The following is a 19,381-nucleotide window of genomic DNA, read 5'->3' on the forward strand; positions in this document are numbered from 1 at the left end:
GGCGCTAGCCCGCGGCGGGCGCGGCGGCCGGGCCCACGTAGCGGATCCGGCCGCCTTCCACCCGGTGGAGGAAGTAGGTGTTCTCCTTGACGGTGCGGTCCTCGCCGAAGGTGTACTCCTTGGTCAGGCCGCGGTAGCTGCCTTGGGCGAGTGCGCTCAGGAGTGCGGCGCGGGCCGGGCGGCCGCCGCCGCGGGCCGCCGTGACGAGCCGGTCGATGACCAGGCCGGCAGCGTCGTAGGCCTCCGCCGTCCACACGTCGGGCGCGGTCCCGTAGGCGGCCCGGTGCGCGCGGGCCAGCTCTGCCGTCTCGGGGGCCTCGGGTCCGGTGTACGGGGCGACGAACTGCCAGCCCTCGGCGGCGGGGCCCGCGATGCCGAGGAACTCCGGGGTCATCACGGTGTAGTCGGCGGCGCGGTGCCCCCGGAAGCCGGCGGCGGCCAGCAGGGTGGCGGTCCTGGCCGCGCCCCGCGGGGTGCCGCTGTAGAAGATGGTGTCGACGCCGTGGGCGAGCATGTCGGTGACGACCGGCGCGAGGTCCTGGGTGCCGCGCGGGACGACCCGCGGGTAGACGGTGGCTCCGGGAACGTAGCCGGCGAGGGTGCGGGTGGCGTGCAGGACCGCCTGCCAGCCTTCGGTGTCGCCGTCCCGGTCGCACAGGACGCCGAGGCGGCTCACCCCCCGCTGGCGGGCCAGCGCCGCGTTGAGCGCCCCGCCCTGGATGAAGGAGATCGGGCTGACCTGGAAGAAGCTGCGGCGATCGGCGACGCTGAAGGCGCTCGCCAGTGCCGAGACGGTCAGCAGCGGGAGGGCGGCCTCTCCGTACAGTTCCAGACAGGGGGGCACCGAGGCGTTGCCGGTCGGGCCGATCACGGCGAGCACGTCGGGGTGGGAGACGAGGCTGGTGGCGGCGGCCGCGGAGCGGTCGGCCGCGCCCGCGTCGTCGGCGGTGACGACGGTCAGGGTGAAGGGCTTGTCCTTGCGCGCGTTGAAGGCGTCGGCCGCGAGCCGCACCCCGCGTTCCTGGGCGAGTCCAGCGGCCTTCTGCGGGCCGGAGAGGTCGGCCTGCACCCCGATCGCCCAGGGCCGGGCCGCGGGTGCGGCGCCGGGGCCGTCGTCGTCGTCGCGGAGCGCCAGCCAGGCGGCCGTGCCGCCGCCGACGGCGAGTACGGCGCCGGCGGCGAGGCCGAGGAACCTCCTGCGGGACGCCGCCGGGCCGGCGGTGCCGGGCGCGGGGGCGGCCTCCGGGTCGGCGACGGTCTCCTCGATGCCGGGCAGGGCGAGGAGGGCGGCGGCCCGTTCGGCGATGGTGGCGACGACCGGGTCGGGCAGCCAGTCGGTGCCCTCGCCGGGAGTGTCCTCGATGAGGTCCTCGTCGAGTCCGGCCGCGGTGGGGCGCAGGTCGGGGTGCTTGTCGAGGCAGGCCCGCAGCAGGGTGGCGAGTTCGGGGTCGGCGAGGAGCTCCGGTCCGAGGTCGGGCTCGTCGTGCACGGTGCGGTAGAGCACGGCCTCGGCGGTGCCGGTGCCGAACGGCAGCCGGCCGGTGGCGGCGTACGCGAGGAGGCAGCCGAGGGCGAAGAGGTCGCCGGCCGGTTCGGCGGGGCGGCCCTCGGCCTGCTCGGGCGGGATGAAGCCGGGGGTGCCGAGCACGGCGTCGGCGGAGGTCAGCGCGGTGTGCTCGCCGCCTCGGGCGATGCCGAAGTCGATCAGCCGGGGCCGGTCCATGCCCAGCAGCACGTTCCCGGGTTTGACGTCGCGGTGGACGAGGCCTCGCGCGTGCATCACGTGGAGGGCCCTGGCGAGGGCCTTGCCGAGGATCCGTACGGCCCGCAGCGGGAGCGGGCCGTGCGTGGAGACGGCCTCGGCCAGGGAGGGGCCGGCGACGAAGGCGGTGGCCAGCCACGGTTCGCGGGCGTCGGGGTCGGCGCCGGTGATGCGCACGGCCCACGGGGTGTCGACCTCGGCGGCGATCTCGGCCTCGCGGCGGAAGCGGGCCCGGAAGTCGGCCTCCTCGGCGTACTCGGCACGGATGACCTTCACGGCGGCGAGGGCGCCGTCGTCGGTGCGGCCGAGGTAGACGACGCCCATGCCGCCGGCGCCGAGCCGTCCCAGGAGGCGGTGGCCGCCGATCCGGGAGGGGTCGGAGGGGTGCAGCTGCTCCATCAGCGGGCCGCCTTTCCGAGGGCCTGCTTGGCCTGCGCGATCATGCGGCTGTTGCCCTGCACGACGAGGTTGCTGAGCGTCTCGTCCTTGAACCCTTCGGCGTTCATGGCGGCGATGGCCACGGTGACGGGGCCGAACTGCGCCTGGTACCAGTAGTAGCGCTGGGGTTCGCCGCCCTGGGGGCCGACGTACGTGCCGAATTCGCTGAAGGCGTCCTCGCTCCAGTTGTTCATCTGCTCGCCCTGGTGGATCGCGGTGCCCAGCAGTCCTTTGAGGTTCTCGCCCTCGCGCAGCGTCTGGTCGGGGCAGCGCAGGACCTCCTCCATGGCACGGGCGGTCTCCCAGCCGGACTCCGTGCGGTCGTGGTGGACGGTCACGGTGGCGTTGATCTGTACGCGGCCGTGGCCGTTCCCGGCCGGGATCTCGAAGTGGCGGGTGCTCGTGGCCAGTACGTCGGCGGGCAGGCCGGTGGTCTGCCAGACGCAGCCCTCGTCGAGGACGGGCCAGCGGCCGGGCCGGCCCTCGAACGGGGTGCGGCGCACGACGTCCGGGCCGAAGGCGTCCTCGGTGATGACGATCCGGGCGAGGAGTTCCCGGGCCTCGGCGGCGGTCTTCGGCTGCTTGGACTCGTCCAGTTCCGGTACGAGGGACCCGGGTGCGGGCGGGGCGGCGGACGACGGCGGTGGGGGCGATTGCGGTGCCGATGATTGCGACGCCGCCGCCGGGGCACGGCTGGTCGCGGCCCCGTCGGCCGTCTTGCCGGTGGTGCACCCGGTCATGAAGAACAGGCCTGCCGCCGCGCAGGCGTAGGCGCGCAGCGCGACATGGCGTCGTGTCACAGTACCCCCCACGGCTCGGATGGTACCCCGCCGTACCCACCGGCAACTCCACTATCCGAAAGCCCGGTTGGACGGCTGGAGCACGCCTGCGCGGGCCGGGGTGGGACCCGTCCCGGTGCCTTGGACGGGGCCCTGGCCCCCGGGCGGCCGACGAACAAACCGGTGGACCGGTATGTATCGGCCGCGGGATGGGCATGCTGCAAGCGCTCGCGTTCTCGGGAAGGAGCGATGTGCTCACTCAGGTTCTCGACCGGATCCGACGACTCCTCGGACGCTCCACCCCCACCCCCACCCCCACCTCCGACTCCGAAGGCGGCGGCCCCGCGGTCCATGCCCGGACCCCGGTCTTCACCGCGGACTTCACATCGACCCGCCAGTGGGTGGCGGGCCGCTCCTGGGCCTATCCGAACGGGGGCCCCACCAATCCCCGCGACAACAAGCTCGACCACCTCGTGCAGGACCCCTCCTACAGCCGCAGCGGCACCTTCCGGGCCGTCCGCCGCACCGACGGCAACTGGAACGCCGGCCTGCTGACCACCGAGGGCAGCGAGGAGGGCTTCATGGTCCGGACCGGTGACGTGCTGGAGTCCCGGGTGCGGCTGCCCACCGAGCTCGGGGCCTGGCCCGCCATCTGGACCTGGCTGGACGGCGACAACGAGATCGACGTCTTCGAGTACCACCCGGACAACCCGGACCTCCTCGAACTGTCGAACCACGTCAAGGGCGGCTCCCGCTACCACCGCGACCCTGCGGTGAGCCCCGGGGGCTGGGTCGACCTCAAGGTCCAGTTCGGGTCCCGCTCGGTGGTGTGGTGGGTCAACGGCAAACAGGTCTTCGCCGACCGGCGAGGCGTGGGCCGCCGCTGGCGCGCGTACCTGATCGTGAACCTGTCGGTCTGCGCCGGCCGCTACCACCCGGCCCCCGACCCGGACGTCTCCGAGATGTCCTACGAGGTGGCCTACCTCCGCGTGATCCGCCCCTAGGGATGCGGGGGGTGCGGAGGGCGGGGAACGCGGACGCCGTGGCGGGCGTTGGTGCCACTACGGGAAGGTGACCAGCGGATCCGCCTTCCGCCGACCTTGAGGGGAGCCGTTCATGAGCACGGCCAAAGACCTGTTCGTCATCGCCATGGATCAGGAGCCGGACCACGCGGTCGGGCAGGGCGACCTGTCGCTCGCGCTCGCGGGCGCCGAGCTGATCGATCTCCTCGGCGCAGGGGCCGCCTGCCTGGACGGCGACCGCATCGTGCCGGGCGGGCAGTCCGAGCCGCACGACCCGCTGCTGGCCGAGGCGGCGGCGGCGCTCACCCGGCAAGTGCCGTACGAGCGGGTCGAGGACTGGCTGTGGCGCCGGGGGCGGGACCTTTCGGCGACGTACCAGGCCGCCCTGGAGGAGGCCGGCCACCTGACACGGGGGCGCCGCGGGCTGCTGCCCTTCGGCAGTGACCGGCTGGAGCCGGCCGATACGCCCGTCCCGCGCCGGGCCCGCGGCAGGTGGGCGGACGGCGAGCCCGTCCTCGCAGCCCTGGGCTCCGCCGTGGGCATCGGGACCCCCGACGGCGATGCCGGGGCCGACGGCGGGGCCCCGGTCCTGCCCGATCACCCCGACGAGGCGGTGGCGACCGTCCTGGCGGGCGTCGAGGACGCGGTGACGGAGCTCGCAGCCGTACAGCAGCGGCGCTCCATCGAGAACGCCGCCTTCGCCAACCTCTGGCGCGTCCCCTGAGCACGAGGACGCCACCCCGCACTCCTCACGGGGTGTCCGGGCAGGCTTCGTGGCCCCAGCGGGCGCCGTGCTTGGTGATCATGTCGCCCACCGCGTACGGCTTCCCGCAGGGGCAGTTGCCCTGGAACTTCGCCTTGATGGCCCGGCTCCCGCGGCCACCCGCGGAAGCGGCGGACGCCGATCGCTTCTTCGCCGGACGGGACGTGCTCCGCGCGGCCGCGGGCGCCGCCGGGACGGGCATGTCCGCGTTCCCGAGGGCCGTGCCCGCGGCCTCCTGCCGCACGGCCGCGTCGCTGGCGGCCTGGTCGGCGATCGCGTTCAGATGGTCGCCGTCCTCGCGGTGCGCGGGAACGTAGCGGAAGGTCACGTCGCGCTCGCCCAGCAGCCGGTCGATCTCCTCGACGAGCTCCCGGTTGGCGACGGGCCGGCCGGAGGAGGTCTTCCAGCCGTTGCGCTTCCAGCCGGGCAGCCACTGTGTGACGGCCTTCATCGCGTACTGGGAGTCCATCCGCACCTCGACGGGCGTGCCGGGCGCAAGGGCCTCCAGCAGCCGCTGGAGTGCGGTGAGTTCTCCGATGTTGTTGGTGGCCCGCCCCAGCGGACCGGCCTCCCAGCGCTCCGGGCGTCCCTCGGCGTCGGCGATGACCCATCCCCACCCTGCGGGCCCGGGGTTGCCCTTCGCCGCTCCGTCACAGGCGGCAATGATGCGATCTGACATCCCCCGATCATGCCTCATTCCCGGAGCGGCCCGGCCCCCGGCCGCCCGGGTTCCGGCCGGTCGGGCCCCGGTCCGTCCTCGGCGAGCAGCGCGCACCGGTCGAAGTTCATGCACCCGCAGGCGAGGCAGTCGGCGACGGCGTCGCGCAGCATCCGGGTCTGCCGGATGAACCGGTCCAGCTCGGGCAGCTTGCTCTCGGCGAGGGCGCGCCACTGCCGGGTGGCGCCGCGCTGGGCGTCGGCGTCCAGCAGGGCGCGGATCTCCGCCAGGGTGAAGCCGGCCCGTTGCGCCATCTTGATCAGGGCGATCCGGCGCACGGTGGCGACCGGGTAGACCCGCGGCCCCGTGGGGCCGCCGGCCCGCTCGGCGGACGGCAGCAGGCCGACGCTCTCGTAGTAGCGCAGCGCCGAGGGCCGCATGCCCACCCGTCGCGCGAGCTCACCTATGCCGAGTTGTCGCACCGACCGCTCCCCTTGACCTCAAGTGCGCTTGAACCAGGAGTGTGGCCCGGTGACTTCCGCACTGACAACTCGCCTCCTGCCGCAGGCCTACCGTCCGCTCTTCGCCCACGCCGGCTTCAAACGGCTGCTGCCGGCCCTGGCGGCCTCCGACATCGGCGACGGCATGAGCGTGGTGGCGGTGGCGTGGTTGGCCATCGAGATCGCGCCGCCCGGCCGTTCTGGCCTGCTCCTCGGCGCCGCGCTGGCCGCCTACGCGCTGCCCGGCGCCCTCGGCGCGCTGCTCTTCGGGCGCCTGCTACGGCGTCTTCCCCCGGGGCGGCTGCTGGCGGCCGACAGTCGGATCCGCGCGGTCCTCCTCGGCTGCGTACCCCTGGCCTGGGCCGCCGGTCTGCTGCACCCCGTGCTGTACGTGGCGCTGCTGGCCGGTTCGTCCGTCCTGCACGCGTGGGGCAACGCCGGGCGGTATGCGCTGGTGTCGCAATTGCTTGCGCCGGACCAGCGGCTGGCCGCCAACGCCCTGCTGTCGTCGAGCGTCTCGGCCTCGATCGTGATCGGCCCGGCCCTGGCGGGGTTCCTGGCCGCGGTGGTCGGCCCGGCCTGGCTCATCGGCCTCGACGCCCTGTCCTTCGCGGTGCTCGCCGTGCAGGTCGGCCGGGTCCGGGCCGCGAGCGCCGGGGCGGACCCGGAGCCCGGCCCGGCGGAAGGTGCCGCGGCCGGCGCCGAGCGGTCGTACGAGGGACTGCGGTTGATGCGCAAGCAGCCCGAACTCCTCGGCGTTCTCGCCCTGACGTGGTTCTTCAACCTCCTCTACGGGCCGGCGGAGGTCGCGCTGCCGCTGCACGTCACCGACGACCTGCACGCCGGAGCAGGCCTGCTCGGCCTCTACTGGGCGCTGTTCGGCGCGGGTGCCGTGCTGGGCGGGCTGGCCGCGGGTGCGCTGCGGAGGTTCCCGTTGTGGCCGGTGACCCTGGGGATCGTCGCGGGCTGGGGGCTGGCGCTCGTCCCGTTCGGTCTCGGCGCGTCCCCGCCGGTCACCCTGGCCTGCTTCACCCTGGGCGGCCTCGTCTACGGCCCGTTCACGGCGCTGTCCTACACACTGTTCCAGGAGCGCACTCCGGCCGCCTCGCTGACGACGGTCCTCGCCGCGCGCAGCGCGGCCCTGCTGACCGCCGGGCCGGTGGGCACGGCGCTCGGCGGGCCTCTGGTCGCGATGATGGGGCCCCGGGGGGTGCTGGCGGCGTCGGGGATCGCGACGGTCGCGCTCGCCTGCGTCGGGGCGGCGGTCCGGATCGCGGGCACCCGCCGGAGGTGTTCCCGGCCCGTGCACGGATCAGGGCCGTGCGGCGGTGCCGCACGGCCCTGAGCGTCCGCTCCCCCGGTTCACCCGAGGGGAGGAAACGGTTCTCCGTTGCCCGTGGCACTGCCCGGGCCGCCGGGGATCAGGCGGGGGTGATGTTCTCCGCCTGCGGGCCCTTCTGGCCCTGCGTGATGTCGAAGGTCACGGCCTGACCCTCCTGGAGCTCGCGGTAGCCCGTGGCGTTGATCGCCGAGTAGTGGGCGAAGACGTCCGGGCCGCCGCCGTCCTGGGCGATGAAGCCGAAGCCCTTTTCGGAGTTGAACCACTTCACGGTTCCCGTAGCCATGTTCATGCCTTCCCGTTGACGTACGCCCTCCACACGGCGTGGAGGACGGAGGTGATCGCCCTGGTCCTACGGCACAACACAGCAAAACTGCCCACACCAGAGGCGCGGGACGGCACTTCGAACCACGACAGCTACCGGAGAAGGTACACGCCTGCACGCACGGTCACCAGGGGGAATGATCACGCCTGTGCGGCGGGAATTCACCCTTGTACGGACTTGCCGGGCGGCCGTGCCCGAAAAAACTCGTCGCGAGCAGTCCCCGGATGCCGAGCGGGGCCTGCCGCCGTTTCGGCGGCCGCGCCCGCGAGGCATCGGCGGGGCCGCACCCCGTCGGCGCGACGAGGGGCCGACCGCATTCCATGTGACCGCGGTCACAGAAGTTCCCGTCGTCCGATGTCGACCGGATGCGGCCCGCCGGGCGTATGCCCGGTGAGAGGGACACATGGATCCGGGAGCGATTTTTGACCGTCGAGGAGTTCGAAGCGTTCTACGCACAAGCGGCGGGAAGGCTCACAGGACAGCTGTACGTGATGCTCGGTGATCATCACGAGGCGCAGGACGTGGTGCAGGAGGCCTTCGTCCGGGGGTGGGGCCGCCGGCGTCAGCTGGACCGCGACGGCCGCCCGGAGGCCTGGATCCGTACCGTCGCCCGGCGCCTCGCGGTCAGCCGCTGGCGGGTGCGCCGGCGCAGCGCCGACGCCTGGCGGCGCACGGCTCCCGCGCCGCAAGTGGAGGGGCCCGGTCCCGAGGCGGTGGCCCTCGTCGAGGCGCTGCGGCAGCTCCCGCTGAAGCAGCGGCGCACGATGGCGCTGCACTACCTCTGCGACCTGACCGTCGAGCAGATCACCGCCGAGACCTCGCTGTCCGCGAGCACGTCAAGACGCACCTCTCCCGCGGCCGGGCCGCGCTCTCACGCCACCTGCAGGATCCGCGCACCGAGGAGTCCCCCGATGCCTGAGTCCCACGACCCGCTGCGGTCGGCCTTCCGCGCCGCGGCTTCCGCCGGGCAGTCCGCGACCACTCTTGCGCCCGTCTCCGTCGTCGAACGGCACGGCGAACGGCTCCGGCGGCGCCGGATCGCGGGCATCGCGGCAGCCTGCTGCCTGCTCCTCGGGGGATCCGGCGCGGCACTGGCCGTGTTCCTGCCGCAGGCCCCGGGCCGGCCGACGCTGCCGGCGACCACCCCTTCTCCCGTGACACCGTCCGACCTGCCGACCTCCCTTCCCCCGTCCGCGCCGACCTCCGCACCCTCCTCCGGGCAGCGCACCGCAAACTCCCTGACCCCGCCCAGCGCGACCGCCGGTGTCGACGACCGCACCTCGACGATGCGCGCCCGCCCTCCCCAGGGGTCGACGCAGCCGGGTACGTCCGCCGCCACCACGCAGCCGCCCCCGTAGCGGGGTGTCCTGCGGGCCGGGCCCGGTCCGCAGGACACCGGAGCCCCCTCGTCCACCGACCCCCACCGCGGACCCGGCCCGCAAGCCCGACCGGCGGTCCCGCACGCCCTCAGACGGCTCTGGAGATCCCCTGTGTCCGTTTCAGCCCTGCCTCGGCCGTCCGAGGTCCCCCGTCCGCCACCCGCCGCTCCGGGTCGGCCCGCCCCGGGCCGTCCCCGCCGCCCGCTGCCGGTCGTGCGGTGGCTGCGGCCCGGCGACCGCGAGGTGCTGTGGCTCTACCTGGTGACCCGCCTCGGCATCTGGGCCACCGCGGCCGCCGTCGGCCGGCTCTTCCCCTCCGACGGCGAGAGCCGCCGGCCCGCGCCGCTGCTCGCGTCCTGGTCCGCGTCCGGCGCCTTGATCTCGTTCGTCGCCGGGGGCGTCGCCGTCCTGTCCCTCGCCCGGATCGCCCGTGCCCGGCCGGGCGGCGACGACGGCGCCCGACGCGCGGTGGCGTTCCTGCTCGTCTCGCCCTGCGCCGTGTTCCTCGCCGCCGGTTACACCGAATCCCTCTTCCTGGCCCTGGCCCTGCCCGCCTGGCTCGCGGCGCAGCGCCAGAGCTGGGCCGCCGCCTCGGTGCTGGCCTGCCTGGCCTGCTCGGTGCGGGTGACGGGCCTCTTCCTCGCGGCCGCGCTCGTGCTCCACTTCCTCCTGACCGCCCGTACCCGGGCCACCTGGCGCAGCGCCCCCTGGCTGGTCCTGCCCGCCCTCCCGGCGCTGCTGTTCAGCTGGTACCTGCACGCGTGGACCGGGGACTGGATGGCCTGGAAGCACTCGCAGGAACGGGGTTGGTACCGGGACTTCCACCTGCCGTGGGAGGCGTGGGCCCACACCTGGACGGCCGCCTTCGGACACGCCCACCCCACGGGCTACGCGCTGATGTGGCAGGCCGAGCTCCTGGCCATGGTGACCGGCGTCGTCCTCCTGGCCGTGCTGGTCCGCCGCCGCCACTGGCCGGAGGCCCTGTACGTCGCGCTCACCCTGTGGGCCCTGGGCACCTCCTACTGGTACACCTCCCTGCCCCGCTCCACCCTCCTGTGGTGGCCGCTGTGGATCTCCCTGGCCGGCTGGAGCCTCGGCCGCCCCTGGGTGCGCAGCGCCTATCTGTACGTCGCCGGGCCGCTGTGCACGACGGTTGCCATCACCTTCCTCACGGGACGCTGGGCCGGATAGGCGGTGTACCGGCCGGGCGAACGGGCCCCCGGGCGGCCGCCGGACGCGCATACTCGGAGGATGGCCGACACCACCACCGTCGAGGTCGACACCGACGTGCGCGACCGTCTCGCCGTGCTCGCCGCCGATCGCGGACTGAGCCTGCGCGCGTACCTCGCCGAACTCGCCGCCGCCCAGGAGAACGCGACCGCGCTCGCCCGCGCAGCACGCGCCTTCGAGCACGCGCTGGAACGGCCGGGCTTCCGCGAGGGCTTCGCGCGCGATTTCGGCGGCCCGGCCCCCCGCGACTGACCCGGCAGCCCCGGGACCGCCACCCGGGTGGCCGCGCCGACGGGCCGGTCCGCCGGAACGTCCCTAGGCTCGGGGGAGGACCGCTTCGAGCGCTGGAGGACGGCTGTCATGACCGATGCGAGCGAGGCGCGGCAGGCCGACCGCACCCTGAAGGCCAAGCACCGTGCGATGTGGGCCATGGGCGACTACCCGTCCGTGGCCTCCCATGTGGTCTCCGCGCTGGGTCCCCTGCTGGTGAAGGAGTGCGGGGTCCGGACCGGCGACCGGGTCCTCGACATCGCGGCGGGATCGGGCAACGCCGCGATCCCGGCCGCGTTGGCCGGGGCCGACGTCGTGGCGTCCGACCTGACCCCGGAGCTGCTGGAGGTCGGTCGGCACCTGGCCGCCGTCCAGGGCGCGAAGCTGGAGTGGCGGGAGGCGGACGCCGAGGCACTGCCTTTCGCGGACGGCGAGTTCGACGTCGTGATGTCGTGCATCGGCATCATGTTCGCCCCGCACCATCGCACCGCCGCAGACGAGATGCTGCGCGTGTGCCGGGCCGGCGGGACGGTCGGGCTGCTCAGCTGGACCCCCGAGGGCTTCGTCGGCCGGCTGTTCGCCACGATGAAGCCATACGCCCCGCCGCCCCCGCCCGGGGTGCAGCCGCCTCCGCTGTGGGGCAGCGAGGAGTACGTCCATGAGCTCCTCGGCGACGCGGTCACCGACGTGGTCGCCCGCCGCCGGACGGTTCCCGTGACCCTCTTCAAGAACCCGCCGGACTTCCGGGAGTTCTTCAAGGCCTGCTACGGGCCGACCATCGCCGTGTACCGCGCGATCGGCGACGACCCGGAGAAGGTCGCAGCCCTGGACGCGGCGCTCGACGCCCTTGCCGCCGAGCACACCGCGGACGGCGTCATGGAGTGGGAGTACCTGCTGCTGACCGCCCACCGGCGGGCCTGACGCCGCCCGCCCGGGACGGGGACGCCTCACACGGCGCGTTCGCCGGCGAATTCGGCTTCGAGGACCTGCGTGAACAGGCCGATCGGGTCGTTCCAGTCGCCGTTGACGCTCTGCGCCACGACGTGCTCGCCGTCGCGGGTGCCGTAGGTGTAGCAGAACGAGCCGTTGATGGCACCGCCCATGCCCCACACGGTCACGCCCGAGGACACCGTCATGGCCGACATGCCCAGGCCGTAGGAGGCGCCGGGGAGCCACTTGCCCTCGGGAGTGGGACGGGCGGCGAACATCTCCTCCTGCTGGGCGGGGGGCAGCAACCGGCCCCCGAGCAGTTCGGCGAAGAAGCGGTTCAGGTCACCGGCGGTGGAGACCATGCCGCCGGCCGACCAGGCGAAGCTGGTGTTCAGTTCGGTCACGTCATGGACCTCGGCGTCGGGCGCCGTCAGGAAGTTCTTGCTGTAGAGCCGGGGGTGGGGTCCGCGCAGCCCGTACTCGTCGTCGCCCGGGACATAGGTGCCGGTCAGTTCCAGCGGGCGGGCGATGCGCTGCTCCAGCTGGTGGGCGAAGGTCCGGCCCGTCGCCTGCTCGATGATCAGGCCGAGCAGGATGTAGCCGGTGTTGCTGTACGTCCAGCCCTCACCCGGGGCGAAGTCCGGGGCGTGGGCGGTGGCGATCTCCACCAGCTGCTCGGGGCTGAAGCGGTCGTAGCGGTGCTCCAGGAAAGCCGGGCCGTAGTGCCGGGAGAGCAGCCCCTCGTCCACGGAGTAGTTGAAGAGCCCGCTGGTCATGCCGAGCAGGTGCCGGACGGTGATCGCGCCGGCGTCGTTGCCGTTCCCCCCGACCAGGCCGGGGAGCCAGTGCTCGACGGTGTCGTCCAGGGAGAGCGTGTGCTCGGCGGCGAGTTGCAGGGTGAGGGTGGCGGTGAAGGTCTTGGTGGTGCTGCCGATGCGGTACTGCTCGTGGGGCAGCCGCTCACGGCCGGTCGCCGTGTCGGCCACCCCCGCAGTGGCGAACCACCGTCCCCGGCGGTCCTGCACCTGGGCGATCATGCCGGGGAGGCCGGCCCCGTTCACCGCCCGGTCCAGGACCTCCTGCACGGCGGCACGCGAACTCCTCTGCTGGGGAACGGGCTTGGTCATCCGTCGGTCTCCTCGATGCGCGCCACTCACGTTCTTCCCGATGGGAAGACGCTACGGCGGCGCGCCGGGAGCGCGCTGGCCCGCTCCCGGCCAACATCTGTATGACCGAAACGCCCCGGATCACCCGTTCGCGGGCCGTTCATGCGTCCGGTCTTCCCGGCCGCGGCCCCGGCCCCGGTCATCGGGGGCGATCATGGCGGTCAGCCCGTAGTCCAGTTCCGCGCCGTCGACGAGCAGGGCCTCGATGCTGCGGGTGGCGGGATCGATGTCGGCCTCCATGCCCTCCCCCCGGTAGCGCGGATAGCCCGAAGCGCCCTGCTCACCGGTCGCCTCGACCACGGCCGACCGCAGGGCGCGGTCGGCCGGGGAGGCCCCGCGGAGGTTCTCGATGTGTTCGGGCACCACCAGGATTTCGAAGCTCTGCGGCTCAGGGGTCATGAACCGAAGCTACCGGACCGGGCGCCGCACACCGGGTCTCACACGGCGCGGCGCCGCACCGCGCCCACCGCGAGGAGCACGGCACCCTCCTGCCCGGCGACCCGCGCTCCGCTCCCCCGCACCGCAGGGCACGCGCCAGAGCCTCCGGCCCGGTCGGGCGGGAGGCTCTGGGGTGGTGCAGTTCGGTGGCCGCGTCGTCGGCCGTGCGGCCGGCGCGCGCCGTTCGAGGTCGGATCGAGAGGATCCGCGGGGAACAAGCCGGGGCCCCGTGGGCACTCGCGCAGGCTTCGGAGGCCCCGGCTCGCACAGGGGGACTGCGTCAGCTGCCGGCCGAGAGGTTGCCGGAGAGGACCGGGATGTTCTCCAGGATGTGGGAGAGCGGCTCGTCGCCCTTGGCCTGGGTGGAGTTCTTGGTGCACTGCTGGTTCTGCGGGTTGGACAGGATGTTGACGTCCTGGACGCCGATGTTGGCGATGAGCGCCAGCACGGACTGGACATTGACCTTGGCCGGCAGGCCGATGCAGGGCTTGTTCAGGGTGCCCTGGACGAGGCCGAGCTGCGGGCTCTGGTCGCCGTGGGTCTTCTGGTTGCCGTAGGCCTGCACGGCACCGTTGCCGTTGACGGTGTTGATCCCGTTGTCGTTGCCGACGGCCATGGCCGGGGCGGCAACTGCGGCGCCCGCGCCGACGATGGAGACGGTGGCGGCGGCGGTGGCCATGATCTTCTTGAACATCAGGGGTCGTCCTTAGGTGACACGAGTGCAAGGGGGTGAGGCGTCTTGATCAACGGCCCGGGCGGCGGCGGGTTCCGGCGCTTCACCCGATTGGCGGCATCGCCGTCTCACCCACCCCGGACGGCCACGTTCAGCTCCACCACGTAGTGCTCCTCCACCCACCCGTCGGGGAAGCGGTCCATGAGCAGGGCCCGTTCGTCGGTGAGGAACGTCTCCGTGCCCGGTTCGCCGACGAGGAAGAGGGAGTGGGTGGACAGTTTGGCCAGGTGCATGTCGACCGGGACCCTGCGCGACCACGGCAGGTGCCGGTCGGTGAACCTCAACCCCTCCTGGGGCCTGGCGCGTTCGTTGATGTACCAGCCTGGGCCGAAGCGGGCCTCGATGCGCGCCTGCTGCTCCGCGATCCAACGCACCGCGGTGTCGGGGTCGTTGTGCCATACCGCGAGCGCCCCGCCGGGCCGCAGCACCCGCAGCGCTTCGGGGACCGCCCGGTCCGGGTCGGTCCAGTGCCAGGACTGCGCGTACGTCAGCAGGTCCAGGCAGCCGGAGGCCAGCGGCAGCTGGTTGCCGTCCGCGCGGACCAGGGGTGTGCGGGGGTTGCGGCGCCGGAACTCGGCGGCCATGCCCTCCCCCGGCTCCACCCCTACGACGCGCGCGCCGCGGGCCTCCAGCAAGGAGGTGGCGATTCCCGTACCCGCGCCCACATCGGCGACGCGGGCGCCGGCCAGGGGGAAGCCGGCGAGCTCCGTGAGCGCGTCGAAGAGCTCGGGCGGATACGAGGGGCGGTTCGCGGCGTAGCGCGCGGCCGCGGAGCTGAATGAACGAGCACGGGATTCGGTCGTCATGGCGCCCATGATGCCGCTGGCCCGGCCTCCCGTGGAGGGGGACGCCGCCCGGCGGGGGCACTGTGGCCGGGAGGGACCGTACGATCACCACGGACGGCGGAGAGGGGAATCGCGGATGGTGGCCGCGCGGTATGTCACGGAGCTGGTCGAGGCGTTGGAGGCGCACGCGGGACGGCCCGCGCTCGGGGCCGGCCCGGTCGTCCTGGAGTTCCAGGAGGTGCTCGACGCGTCGTGGCGGCTGGCGGGAGTGCTGGCCGAGTCGGGGGTCGGGCGCGGCTCGGGGCTGGCCTGCGTGGCGGGCACGAACCGGCCGGAGGTGCTGCTGGTACGGATCGCCGCGCACTTGTTGGGCGCGCGGCTGACGCAGGTCCTCGCCGGGCCCGCCCAATACGGGCTGGACTTCGTCCTGCGGGACTGCCGGCCGGACCTGGTGGTGCACGACGTACCGGTACCGGCCACGGGGACGCGGCTGCTGGCCCTGGACGAGGCGGTGCGGGAAGCGGGCCGGCGCGCTGCCGTCCCCGTGTCCGTGGCGGCGCGGGACGACGACGTGGCGCGCGTGACCTACACGAGCGGGACGACGGGCCGGCCCAAGGGCGTGGCCTCGACCTTCGGCGCGATGGCCGCGCGGAACTCCGTGCGGCCTGCGGGTTGGGCGAGGACGGCCTACGTGTCGGTGACCTCGCTGGCGCAGCGGTCCGGGGGCCGGTGCCTGGAGCAGTTCCGGGCCGGCGGACGGGTGGAGATCCTGGAGCCTTTCGGGACCCGGGAGTTCGCGGCTGCCTGCCTGCGGCTGGCGCCGGTCTCCACGTACCTGACGACGTCGATGGTGTACCGGCTGCTGGACGATCCGGAGACCGCCCGCGGGGTGCCGGGGCTGGAGGCCGTCTCGTACGGGGACTCCCCGATCCATCCGCAGCGGCTGCGGGAGGCGTTGACGCACTGGGGCGGCCGGTGGCGGCAGGGATACGGCGCGAACGAGGCGGGGGTGATCTGCCGGCTGACCCCGGCGGACCACGATGCGGCGGTGGGCGGACGGCCGGAACTCCTCGCGTCGGTCGGCAGGCCCGTCGCCGGGGTGGAGGCCGAGATCCGTGACGGGCGGGGCGGTGCGGTGCCGGCCGGCCGCACGGGCGAGGTGTGGATCCGGTCGGCGGCGATGATGTCCGGCTACTGGGGCCGGCCGGATCTGTCGGCCGAGGTGCTCCGGGACGGCTGGCTGCGCACCGGGGACCTCGGCCACTTCGACGGGGACGGCTACCTGTACCTCGACGACCGGGCGGCGGACGTGGTCATGGTCGACGGGGACAACGTGTACTGCCTGCCCGTCGAAGCGGCGCTCACCCGGCATCCCGCCGTCGCCGAGGCGGTGGTGGTCGGCCGGCACAGCGACCTCACGGGGGAAGAGGTGTGCGCCTTCCTGGTCCCGGCCGCCGGAGCCGCCCCGGCCGCCGACGCGGCCGCCGAGGCCTGCGCCCTGGTGGAACGCGCTCTGGCCCCTGCCCACCGCCCGACGGCCGTCTTCTGGATCCCGGACATCCCGCTGACCCCCCGGGGCAAGCCGGACCGACGGGCCCTCCGCGCCCGGGCAGCCGGTGGTTGACCGGGGTTCTGCGCACGGCTCCGGGGCGGGGCCCGGTACCGATCGGGCAACTGCTGCTCTGACGATGCCGGTCGAGCGGGGCGGCACCGCCTCCAGGGACCGGGCGAAAGGCGTGGCGCGGGTGACCGGACGTCCGACGCGCCCGCGTGGCGCGCCTGGTCGGCGACCCGTGCGGCTGCGATCCGGTACCGCCGTACGCGGCTCCGGCACCTGCGCCGGGCGCTGCCCTCACCCGGGACGCCGGCTCCGGAGCGTCCTCGGCCCTATGCGGCCGGGACCACCGAGGCGCGCACGGCCGCGGCCCACTCCTGGAGCAGGGCGGCGTGGCGGATGCGTTCCGCGTCGGAGAGGCGGCCCTCGGCACGGGCGAAGAGGCAGCGGATGTCGGCGTTGATGGCGGCGAGGGAGCGTTCGGGGACCGGGCGGGTGTCAGGGGTCGGGCTCACGTGATCAAGAGTAGGGCCGAGGTCCGACAGCCGTGGCCGCTGTCCGGCATGCGGACGGCGCGTCCCGCCGTGGTGGACACGGCCCGCCGCCCGGACGGCCCGGGAGTGCGGGCCGGCGGCGCGGGCGGAATGCCGTGTCACATGTCCGTGCCCGAGGTGGAGTCGACGGGACGGACGACGACCGGGGGGTTCGGCGCCCCCTCCGGCACGGGACAGGCGTGGGCACGGGCGGCGATCTCGGCGGCCCGGGCGAAGTCGGGGACGTCGACGATCCAGTACCCGGCGAGCACCTCCTCCGCCCCGCCGTACGGCCCGTCGGACACGACCGGGGTGCCGTCGGGCGCGGCGGTCACCAGCCGGGCCATGCGGGGTTCGGTCAGGCCCTGGCCGTCGACCCACTCTCCCGACGCGACGAGGTCCTCGTTCAGCGCGGACATGTGGTCGAACATGGCCTTCAGATCCGCTTCCGACCACGCGGGGCTGCCGCCGCTCGACCGGCCGCCCATGGCGTCGTAGTCGGCCTGACTCCCGAGAACCATCAGCATGTACTTCATGGGGTGCCTCTCCTTCTGTGCCGGTCACGGGCTCCGGACGGGGAGCTTTCCCGCGCGAGGCCGACGGCCTTCCTTCCCATTGCGACACGGGGGCCGCCCCCGCGCGAGGACGCCGCGCCGGGAGGAGCCCGTACCCTGCCGCCATGAAGATCATCGACCTGGAGCCCGGTGACGCCCGGCTCACCACCGACCTGCTGCCCGTACTGCTGGAGCTGCGTCCCCACCTCACCGAGGACCTCTTCCTCACGGTCCTCGCGGAGGGTCGGGGGCAGGGGTTGCGCTTCACGGCGGCCTACGGTGCGGACGGGGTGTGCGTGGGCGCGGCGGGCTGGCGGCTCGTCGCCACCACCTCCCTGGTCCGCAAGCTCTACGTCGACGACCTGGTCACCTCCGCCACGGCCCGGTCCACCGGAGTGGGCCGTGCGCTGCTCACGCACCTGGAGCAGCACGCCCGGGCCGCCGGATGCACCGCCCTCACGCTGGACTCCGGCACCCAGCGGACCGACGCGCACCGCTTCTACTTCCGCGAGCGGATGGCGGTGACGGCCTTCAGCTTCGAGAAGCCGCTGTCCTGAACAGCGGAGCCGGCCGACCGCGCCCGGTCTTCCGTGACCGAACCGTCGCCGCCCCGAGGCCCGATCGGGCTCGTCGGCCCGGAACGGGCTTGTTAGGTTCCTCGCGTCGTCGACCCGGGGGAACCGATCCCATGCTTGTAGCCCGCGTTCCCCGTGCCCGGGGCCTGTGCGCCGCTGCCGTCGCCGCCGTCCTGCTCGCCGGCTCCTCCGGGTGCGCGAAGGAGGGCGGCGGGGGGCCGGCCGCGGCCCCGGGGTCGGCCGCGCCGTCGGGGTCGCCGGCCCCGCCCTCGGGGCACCCGCCCTCGCCCTCGGCGTCCCCTTCCGTGTCGGTCGCGGCTTCCGCTCCCGGTACTCCCCCGGCGTCCGGTACTCCGGCCGTGTCGCCCCCGCCCCTGGCCACGGGCCGGCCTCCGGCTCCCACCCGGCTCTCCGTCGCGGTGGACACCCGCGGCGGCCGGCTGGCCCTCGTACGGGGCGGCGCCGCGCAGGAGTTCACCGTGACCCTGCGCAACGGCAACGCGGCGGACCACCGGCATCTGCTCGTGGCGTTCCAGATGGAGGTCCTCGTCGGCGGACCGGGGGACGTGCCCGCAAGCGGGCCGGGCCTGCTGCTGGAGCGGTTCGACCAGGCCTCCGGCACCTGGCGGCCGGCCGAACTGCGCGTCGCGAACGACGCGAAGCCCCTGTCGCTGTTCACGGGCGGCGGGCCGCTCGCGCGGGACGCCGTCCGCGTCGAGCGCTACCGGCTGCGCGCCACGGCCGGCGGGCCGGTGGGCAGCAGCCCGCTGGTGGTGTCCGTCGTCGACACCGACACCGACCGGGCGCCCGCGGCGCACGTCCTGCTCGGGCACAGCACCCGGTGAACGCACCTCACGCGGCGACGCAGGACTCCCCCACGGCGGACGCGGCGGTGCGCCACGCCGCGACGACGGCCTCGCGGGCACGGTCCGTCGCCTCCGGCACCCGGTCGGGGAGGTGCAGCGGCGACCCGAGGTGGACGTGCAGGCACGGCCTGCGCAGCGGCGCCGTGAAGACACCGGCGAGCTGCTTGGCGCTGCTGCCGGAGCACAGGCGGCGCGAGCCCGCCTGGCCCACGGGCACGACGGGGGCCCCGGTGGCGGCTGCGAGGCGGGCCGGGCCGCTGCGGAACGGGCCGGGAGCGGGCTCCCCCGCGTCGCGGCGCGTCGGCAGTCCGCCCTCCCCGTACAGCAGCACGCTGCGTCCCGAGGCGAGGGCCACGGCAGCGGCGTCCAGTGAGTCCGCGGCCCGGGCGGTGCCACGGTGGACGGCGATGTGCCCCTCGCGGCGCAGCGCCGGACCGAGCAGCGGGACGCGCCAGAGTCCGGCGGTGGCCAGGATGACCGGTTCGATCCCGAGCCGGCGCAGGGCCGCGACCACGACGGCGGGGTCGGCGAGGGAGGTGTGGTTGGCCACGAGGATGGAACCGGTGGCGGGCCGGGCACCGGGGTCGGCGGTGACGGTCAGCCGCCCGAAGGCGGGGACCACGGCGGCGGCGATTCGGCTGAGCATGGACGTCCCCGTTCGATGGTGCGGTGCTGTTGCGGTCCATCGTCGGCGGGGGTTCCAGCGCGGTCATGAGTAGCCGTACTCACCGAATATGACCGAACGGTCACAAGATCCGGCTCGGGGAACGCGGGGTGGTGC

General features: G+C 74.2%; 22 protein-coding genes and 1 pseudogene. 11 read left to right on the plus strand and 12 right to left on the minus strand.

Translation table 11 applies throughout. The features are described 5' to 3' along the window. Positions 1-4 precede the first annotated feature (4 nt). Positions 5-2,161, minus strand: coding sequence for a protein kinase domain-containing protein (locus IF89_RS0105390; RefSeq protein ID WP_030761925.1), 2,157 nt, complete (start codon positions 2,159-2,161; stop codon positions 5-7). Continuing rightward, complete coding sequence (locus IF89_RS0105395; RefSeq protein ID WP_158717807.1) at positions 2,161-3,012, minus strand: hypothetical protein; 852 nt, start codon at positions 3,010-3,012, stop codon at positions 2,161-2,163. Before IF89_RS0105395 ends, IF89_RS0105390 begins: the two co-directional genes overlap by 1 nt. 368 nt (positions 3,013-3,380) lie before the next feature. On the opposite strand from IF89_RS0105395, the gene IF89_RS0105400 reads away from it, so the two are divergent. Continuing rightward, entirely contained in the window at positions 3,381-3,983 is a 603-nt protein-coding gene (locus IF89_RS0105400; RefSeq protein ID WP_051806834.1) for a family 16 glycosylhydrolase, read from the plus strand. A 112-nt stretch (positions 3,984-4,095) separates the two neighbouring features. Further along, positions 4,096-4,725 carry a GOLPH3/VPS74 family protein gene (locus IF89_RS0105405; RefSeq protein WP_030761936.1) on the plus strand — a complete coding sequence of 210 codons (630 nt, stop codon included), beginning with the start codon at positions 4,096-4,098 and terminating at the stop codon, positions 4,723-4,725. Positions 4,726-4,750: 25 nt separating this feature from the next. On the opposite strand, the gene IF89_RS0105410 is transcribed toward IF89_RS0105405, so the two are convergent. Then, positions 4,751-5,443 (minus strand): ribonuclease H family protein, encoded by a 693-nt coding sequence (locus IF89_RS0105410; RefSeq protein WP_030761939.1) that lies wholly within the window; start codon positions 5,441-5,443, stop codon positions 4,751-4,753. Between the two features lie 14 nt (positions 5,444-5,457). Then, complete coding sequence (locus IF89_RS0105415) at positions 5,458-5,904, minus strand: MerR family transcriptional regulator (protein ID WP_030761942.1); 447 nt, start codon at positions 5,902-5,904, stop codon at positions 5,458-5,460. A gap of 49 nt (positions 5,905-5,953) precedes the next feature. Between IF89_RS0105415 and IF89_RS0105420 the strand changes: the two genes are divergently transcribed. Continuing rightward, the gene (locus IF89_RS0105420) at positions 5,954-7,267 is read left to right on the plus strand and encodes an MFS transporter (RefSeq protein ID WP_051806814.1); all 1,314 of its coding nucleotides are present in this window, start codon (positions 5,954-5,956) and stop codon (positions 7,265-7,267) included. A 76-nt stretch (positions 7,268-7,343) separates the two neighbouring features. On the opposite strand, the gene IF89_RS0105425 is transcribed toward IF89_RS0105420, so the two are convergent. Further along, positions 7,344-7,547 carry a cold-shock protein gene (locus IF89_RS0105425; RefSeq protein ID WP_030036890.1) on the minus strand — a complete coding sequence of 68 codons (204 nt, stop codon included), beginning with the start codon at positions 7,545-7,547 and terminating at the stop codon, positions 7,344-7,346. A gap of 461 nt (positions 7,548-8,008) precedes the next feature. Here IF89_RS0105425 and IF89_RS37715 point away from each other — a divergent pair. From IF89_RS37715 to IF89_RS0105450, 5 genes and pseudogenes are all read left to right on the plus strand, one after another. Then, positions 8,009-8,505 (plus strand): annotated as a pseudogene (locus IF89_RS37715) (sigma-70 family RNA polymerase sigma factor). Beyond that, complete coding sequence (locus tag IF89_RS48995; RefSeq protein ID WP_030761950.1) at positions 8,498-8,944, plus strand: hypothetical protein; 447 nt, start codon at positions 8,498-8,500, stop codon at positions 8,942-8,944. The pseudogene IF89_RS37715 and the gene IF89_RS48995 overlap by 8 nt, the downstream one beginning before the upstream one ends. A 132-nt stretch (positions 8,945-9,076) precedes the next feature. Continuing rightward, entirely contained in the window at positions 9,077-10,156 is a 1,080-nt protein-coding gene (locus tag IF89_RS0105440; protein ID WP_420706879.1) for a hypothetical protein, read from the plus strand. Between the two features lie 60 nt (positions 10,157-10,216). Continuing rightward, entirely contained in the window at positions 10,217-10,447 is a 231-nt protein-coding gene (locus IF89_RS0105445) for a hypothetical protein (RefSeq protein WP_030761955.1), read from the plus strand. Between the two features lie 108 nt (positions 10,448-10,555). After that, positions 10,556-11,386 (plus strand): class I SAM-dependent methyltransferase, encoded by an 831-nt coding sequence (locus IF89_RS0105450; protein ID WP_030761957.1) that lies wholly within the window; start codon positions 10,556-10,558, stop codon positions 11,384-11,386. Positions 11,387-11,412: 26 nt separating this feature from the next. Here the strand turns inward: IF89_RS0105450 and IF89_RS0105455 are convergent, their stop codons facing one another. The 4 genes from IF89_RS0105455 to IF89_RS0105470 form a co-directional block, all read right to left on the minus strand. Beyond that, a complete protein-coding gene (locus tag IF89_RS0105455) occupies positions 11,413-12,522 on the minus strand; it encodes a serine hydrolase domain-containing protein (protein WP_051806815.1) in 1,110 nt (369 codons plus the stop codon). A 120-nt stretch (positions 12,523-12,642) separates the two neighbouring features. Further along, positions 12,643-12,960: a hypothetical protein gene (locus IF89_RS0105460; RefSeq protein ID WP_030761960.1), complete on the minus strand. Its 318-nt coding sequence runs from the start codon at positions 12,958-12,960 to the stop codon at positions 12,643-12,645. 319 nt (positions 12,961-13,279) lie between these two features. Next, entirely contained in the window at positions 13,280-13,693 is a 414-nt protein-coding gene (locus tag IF89_RS0105465) for a rodlin (protein WP_030761961.1), read from the minus strand. Between the two features lie 107 nt (positions 13,694-13,800). After that, on the minus strand, positions 13,801-14,547 hold the full coding sequence (locus IF89_RS0105470) for a class I SAM-dependent methyltransferase (protein WP_043193031.1): 747 nt from the start codon (positions 14,545-14,547) through the stop codon (positions 13,801-13,803). A 106-nt stretch (positions 14,548-14,653) separates the two neighbouring features. On the opposite strand from IF89_RS0105470, the gene IF89_RS0105475 reads away from it, so the two are divergent. Beyond that, positions 14,654-16,141 carry an AMP-binding protein gene (locus IF89_RS0105475; protein WP_030761963.1) on the plus strand — a complete coding sequence of 496 codons (1,488 nt, stop codon included), beginning with the start codon at positions 14,654-14,656 and terminating at the stop codon, positions 16,139-16,141. A 263-nt stretch (positions 16,142-16,404) separates the two neighbouring features. On the opposite strand, the gene IF89_RS0105480 is transcribed toward IF89_RS0105475, so the two are convergent. Then, on the minus strand, positions 16,405-16,587 hold the full coding sequence (locus IF89_RS0105480; RefSeq protein WP_030761965.1) for a hypothetical protein: 183 nt from the start codon (positions 16,585-16,587) through the stop codon (positions 16,405-16,407). A 137-nt stretch (positions 16,588-16,724) separates the two neighbouring features. Next, positions 16,725-17,141, minus strand: coding sequence for a YciI family protein (locus IF89_RS0105485; RefSeq protein WP_030761968.1), 417 nt, complete (start codon positions 17,139-17,141; stop codon positions 16,725-16,727). 143 nt (positions 17,142-17,284) lie between these two features. On the opposite strand from IF89_RS0105485, the gene IF89_RS0105490 reads away from it, so the two are divergent. After that, positions 17,285-17,716 (plus strand): GNAT family N-acetyltransferase, encoded by a 432-nt coding sequence (locus tag IF89_RS0105490; RefSeq protein WP_030761971.1) that lies wholly within the window; start codon positions 17,285-17,287, stop codon positions 17,714-17,716. A gap of 377 nt (positions 17,717-18,093) precedes the next feature. Beyond that, positions 18,094-18,579 carry a hypothetical protein gene (locus IF89_RS0105495; protein WP_030761974.1) on the plus strand — a complete coding sequence of 162 codons (486 nt, stop codon included), beginning with the start codon at positions 18,094-18,096 and terminating at the stop codon, positions 18,577-18,579. A gap of 7 nt (positions 18,580-18,586) precedes the next feature. On the opposite strand, the gene IF89_RS0105500 is transcribed toward IF89_RS0105495, so the two are convergent. Then, positions 18,587-19,246 (minus strand): lysophospholipid acyltransferase family protein, encoded by a 660-nt coding sequence (locus tag IF89_RS0105500; protein WP_030761976.1) that lies wholly within the window; start codon positions 19,244-19,246, stop codon positions 18,587-18,589. Positions 19,247-19,381 lie beyond the last annotated feature (135 nt).

It is taken from the genome of Streptomyces sp. NRRL F-2664, from assembly GCF_000719345.1.
Classification (GTDB): domain Bacteria; phylum Actinomycetota; class Actinomycetes; order Streptomycetales; family Streptomycetaceae; genus Streptomyces.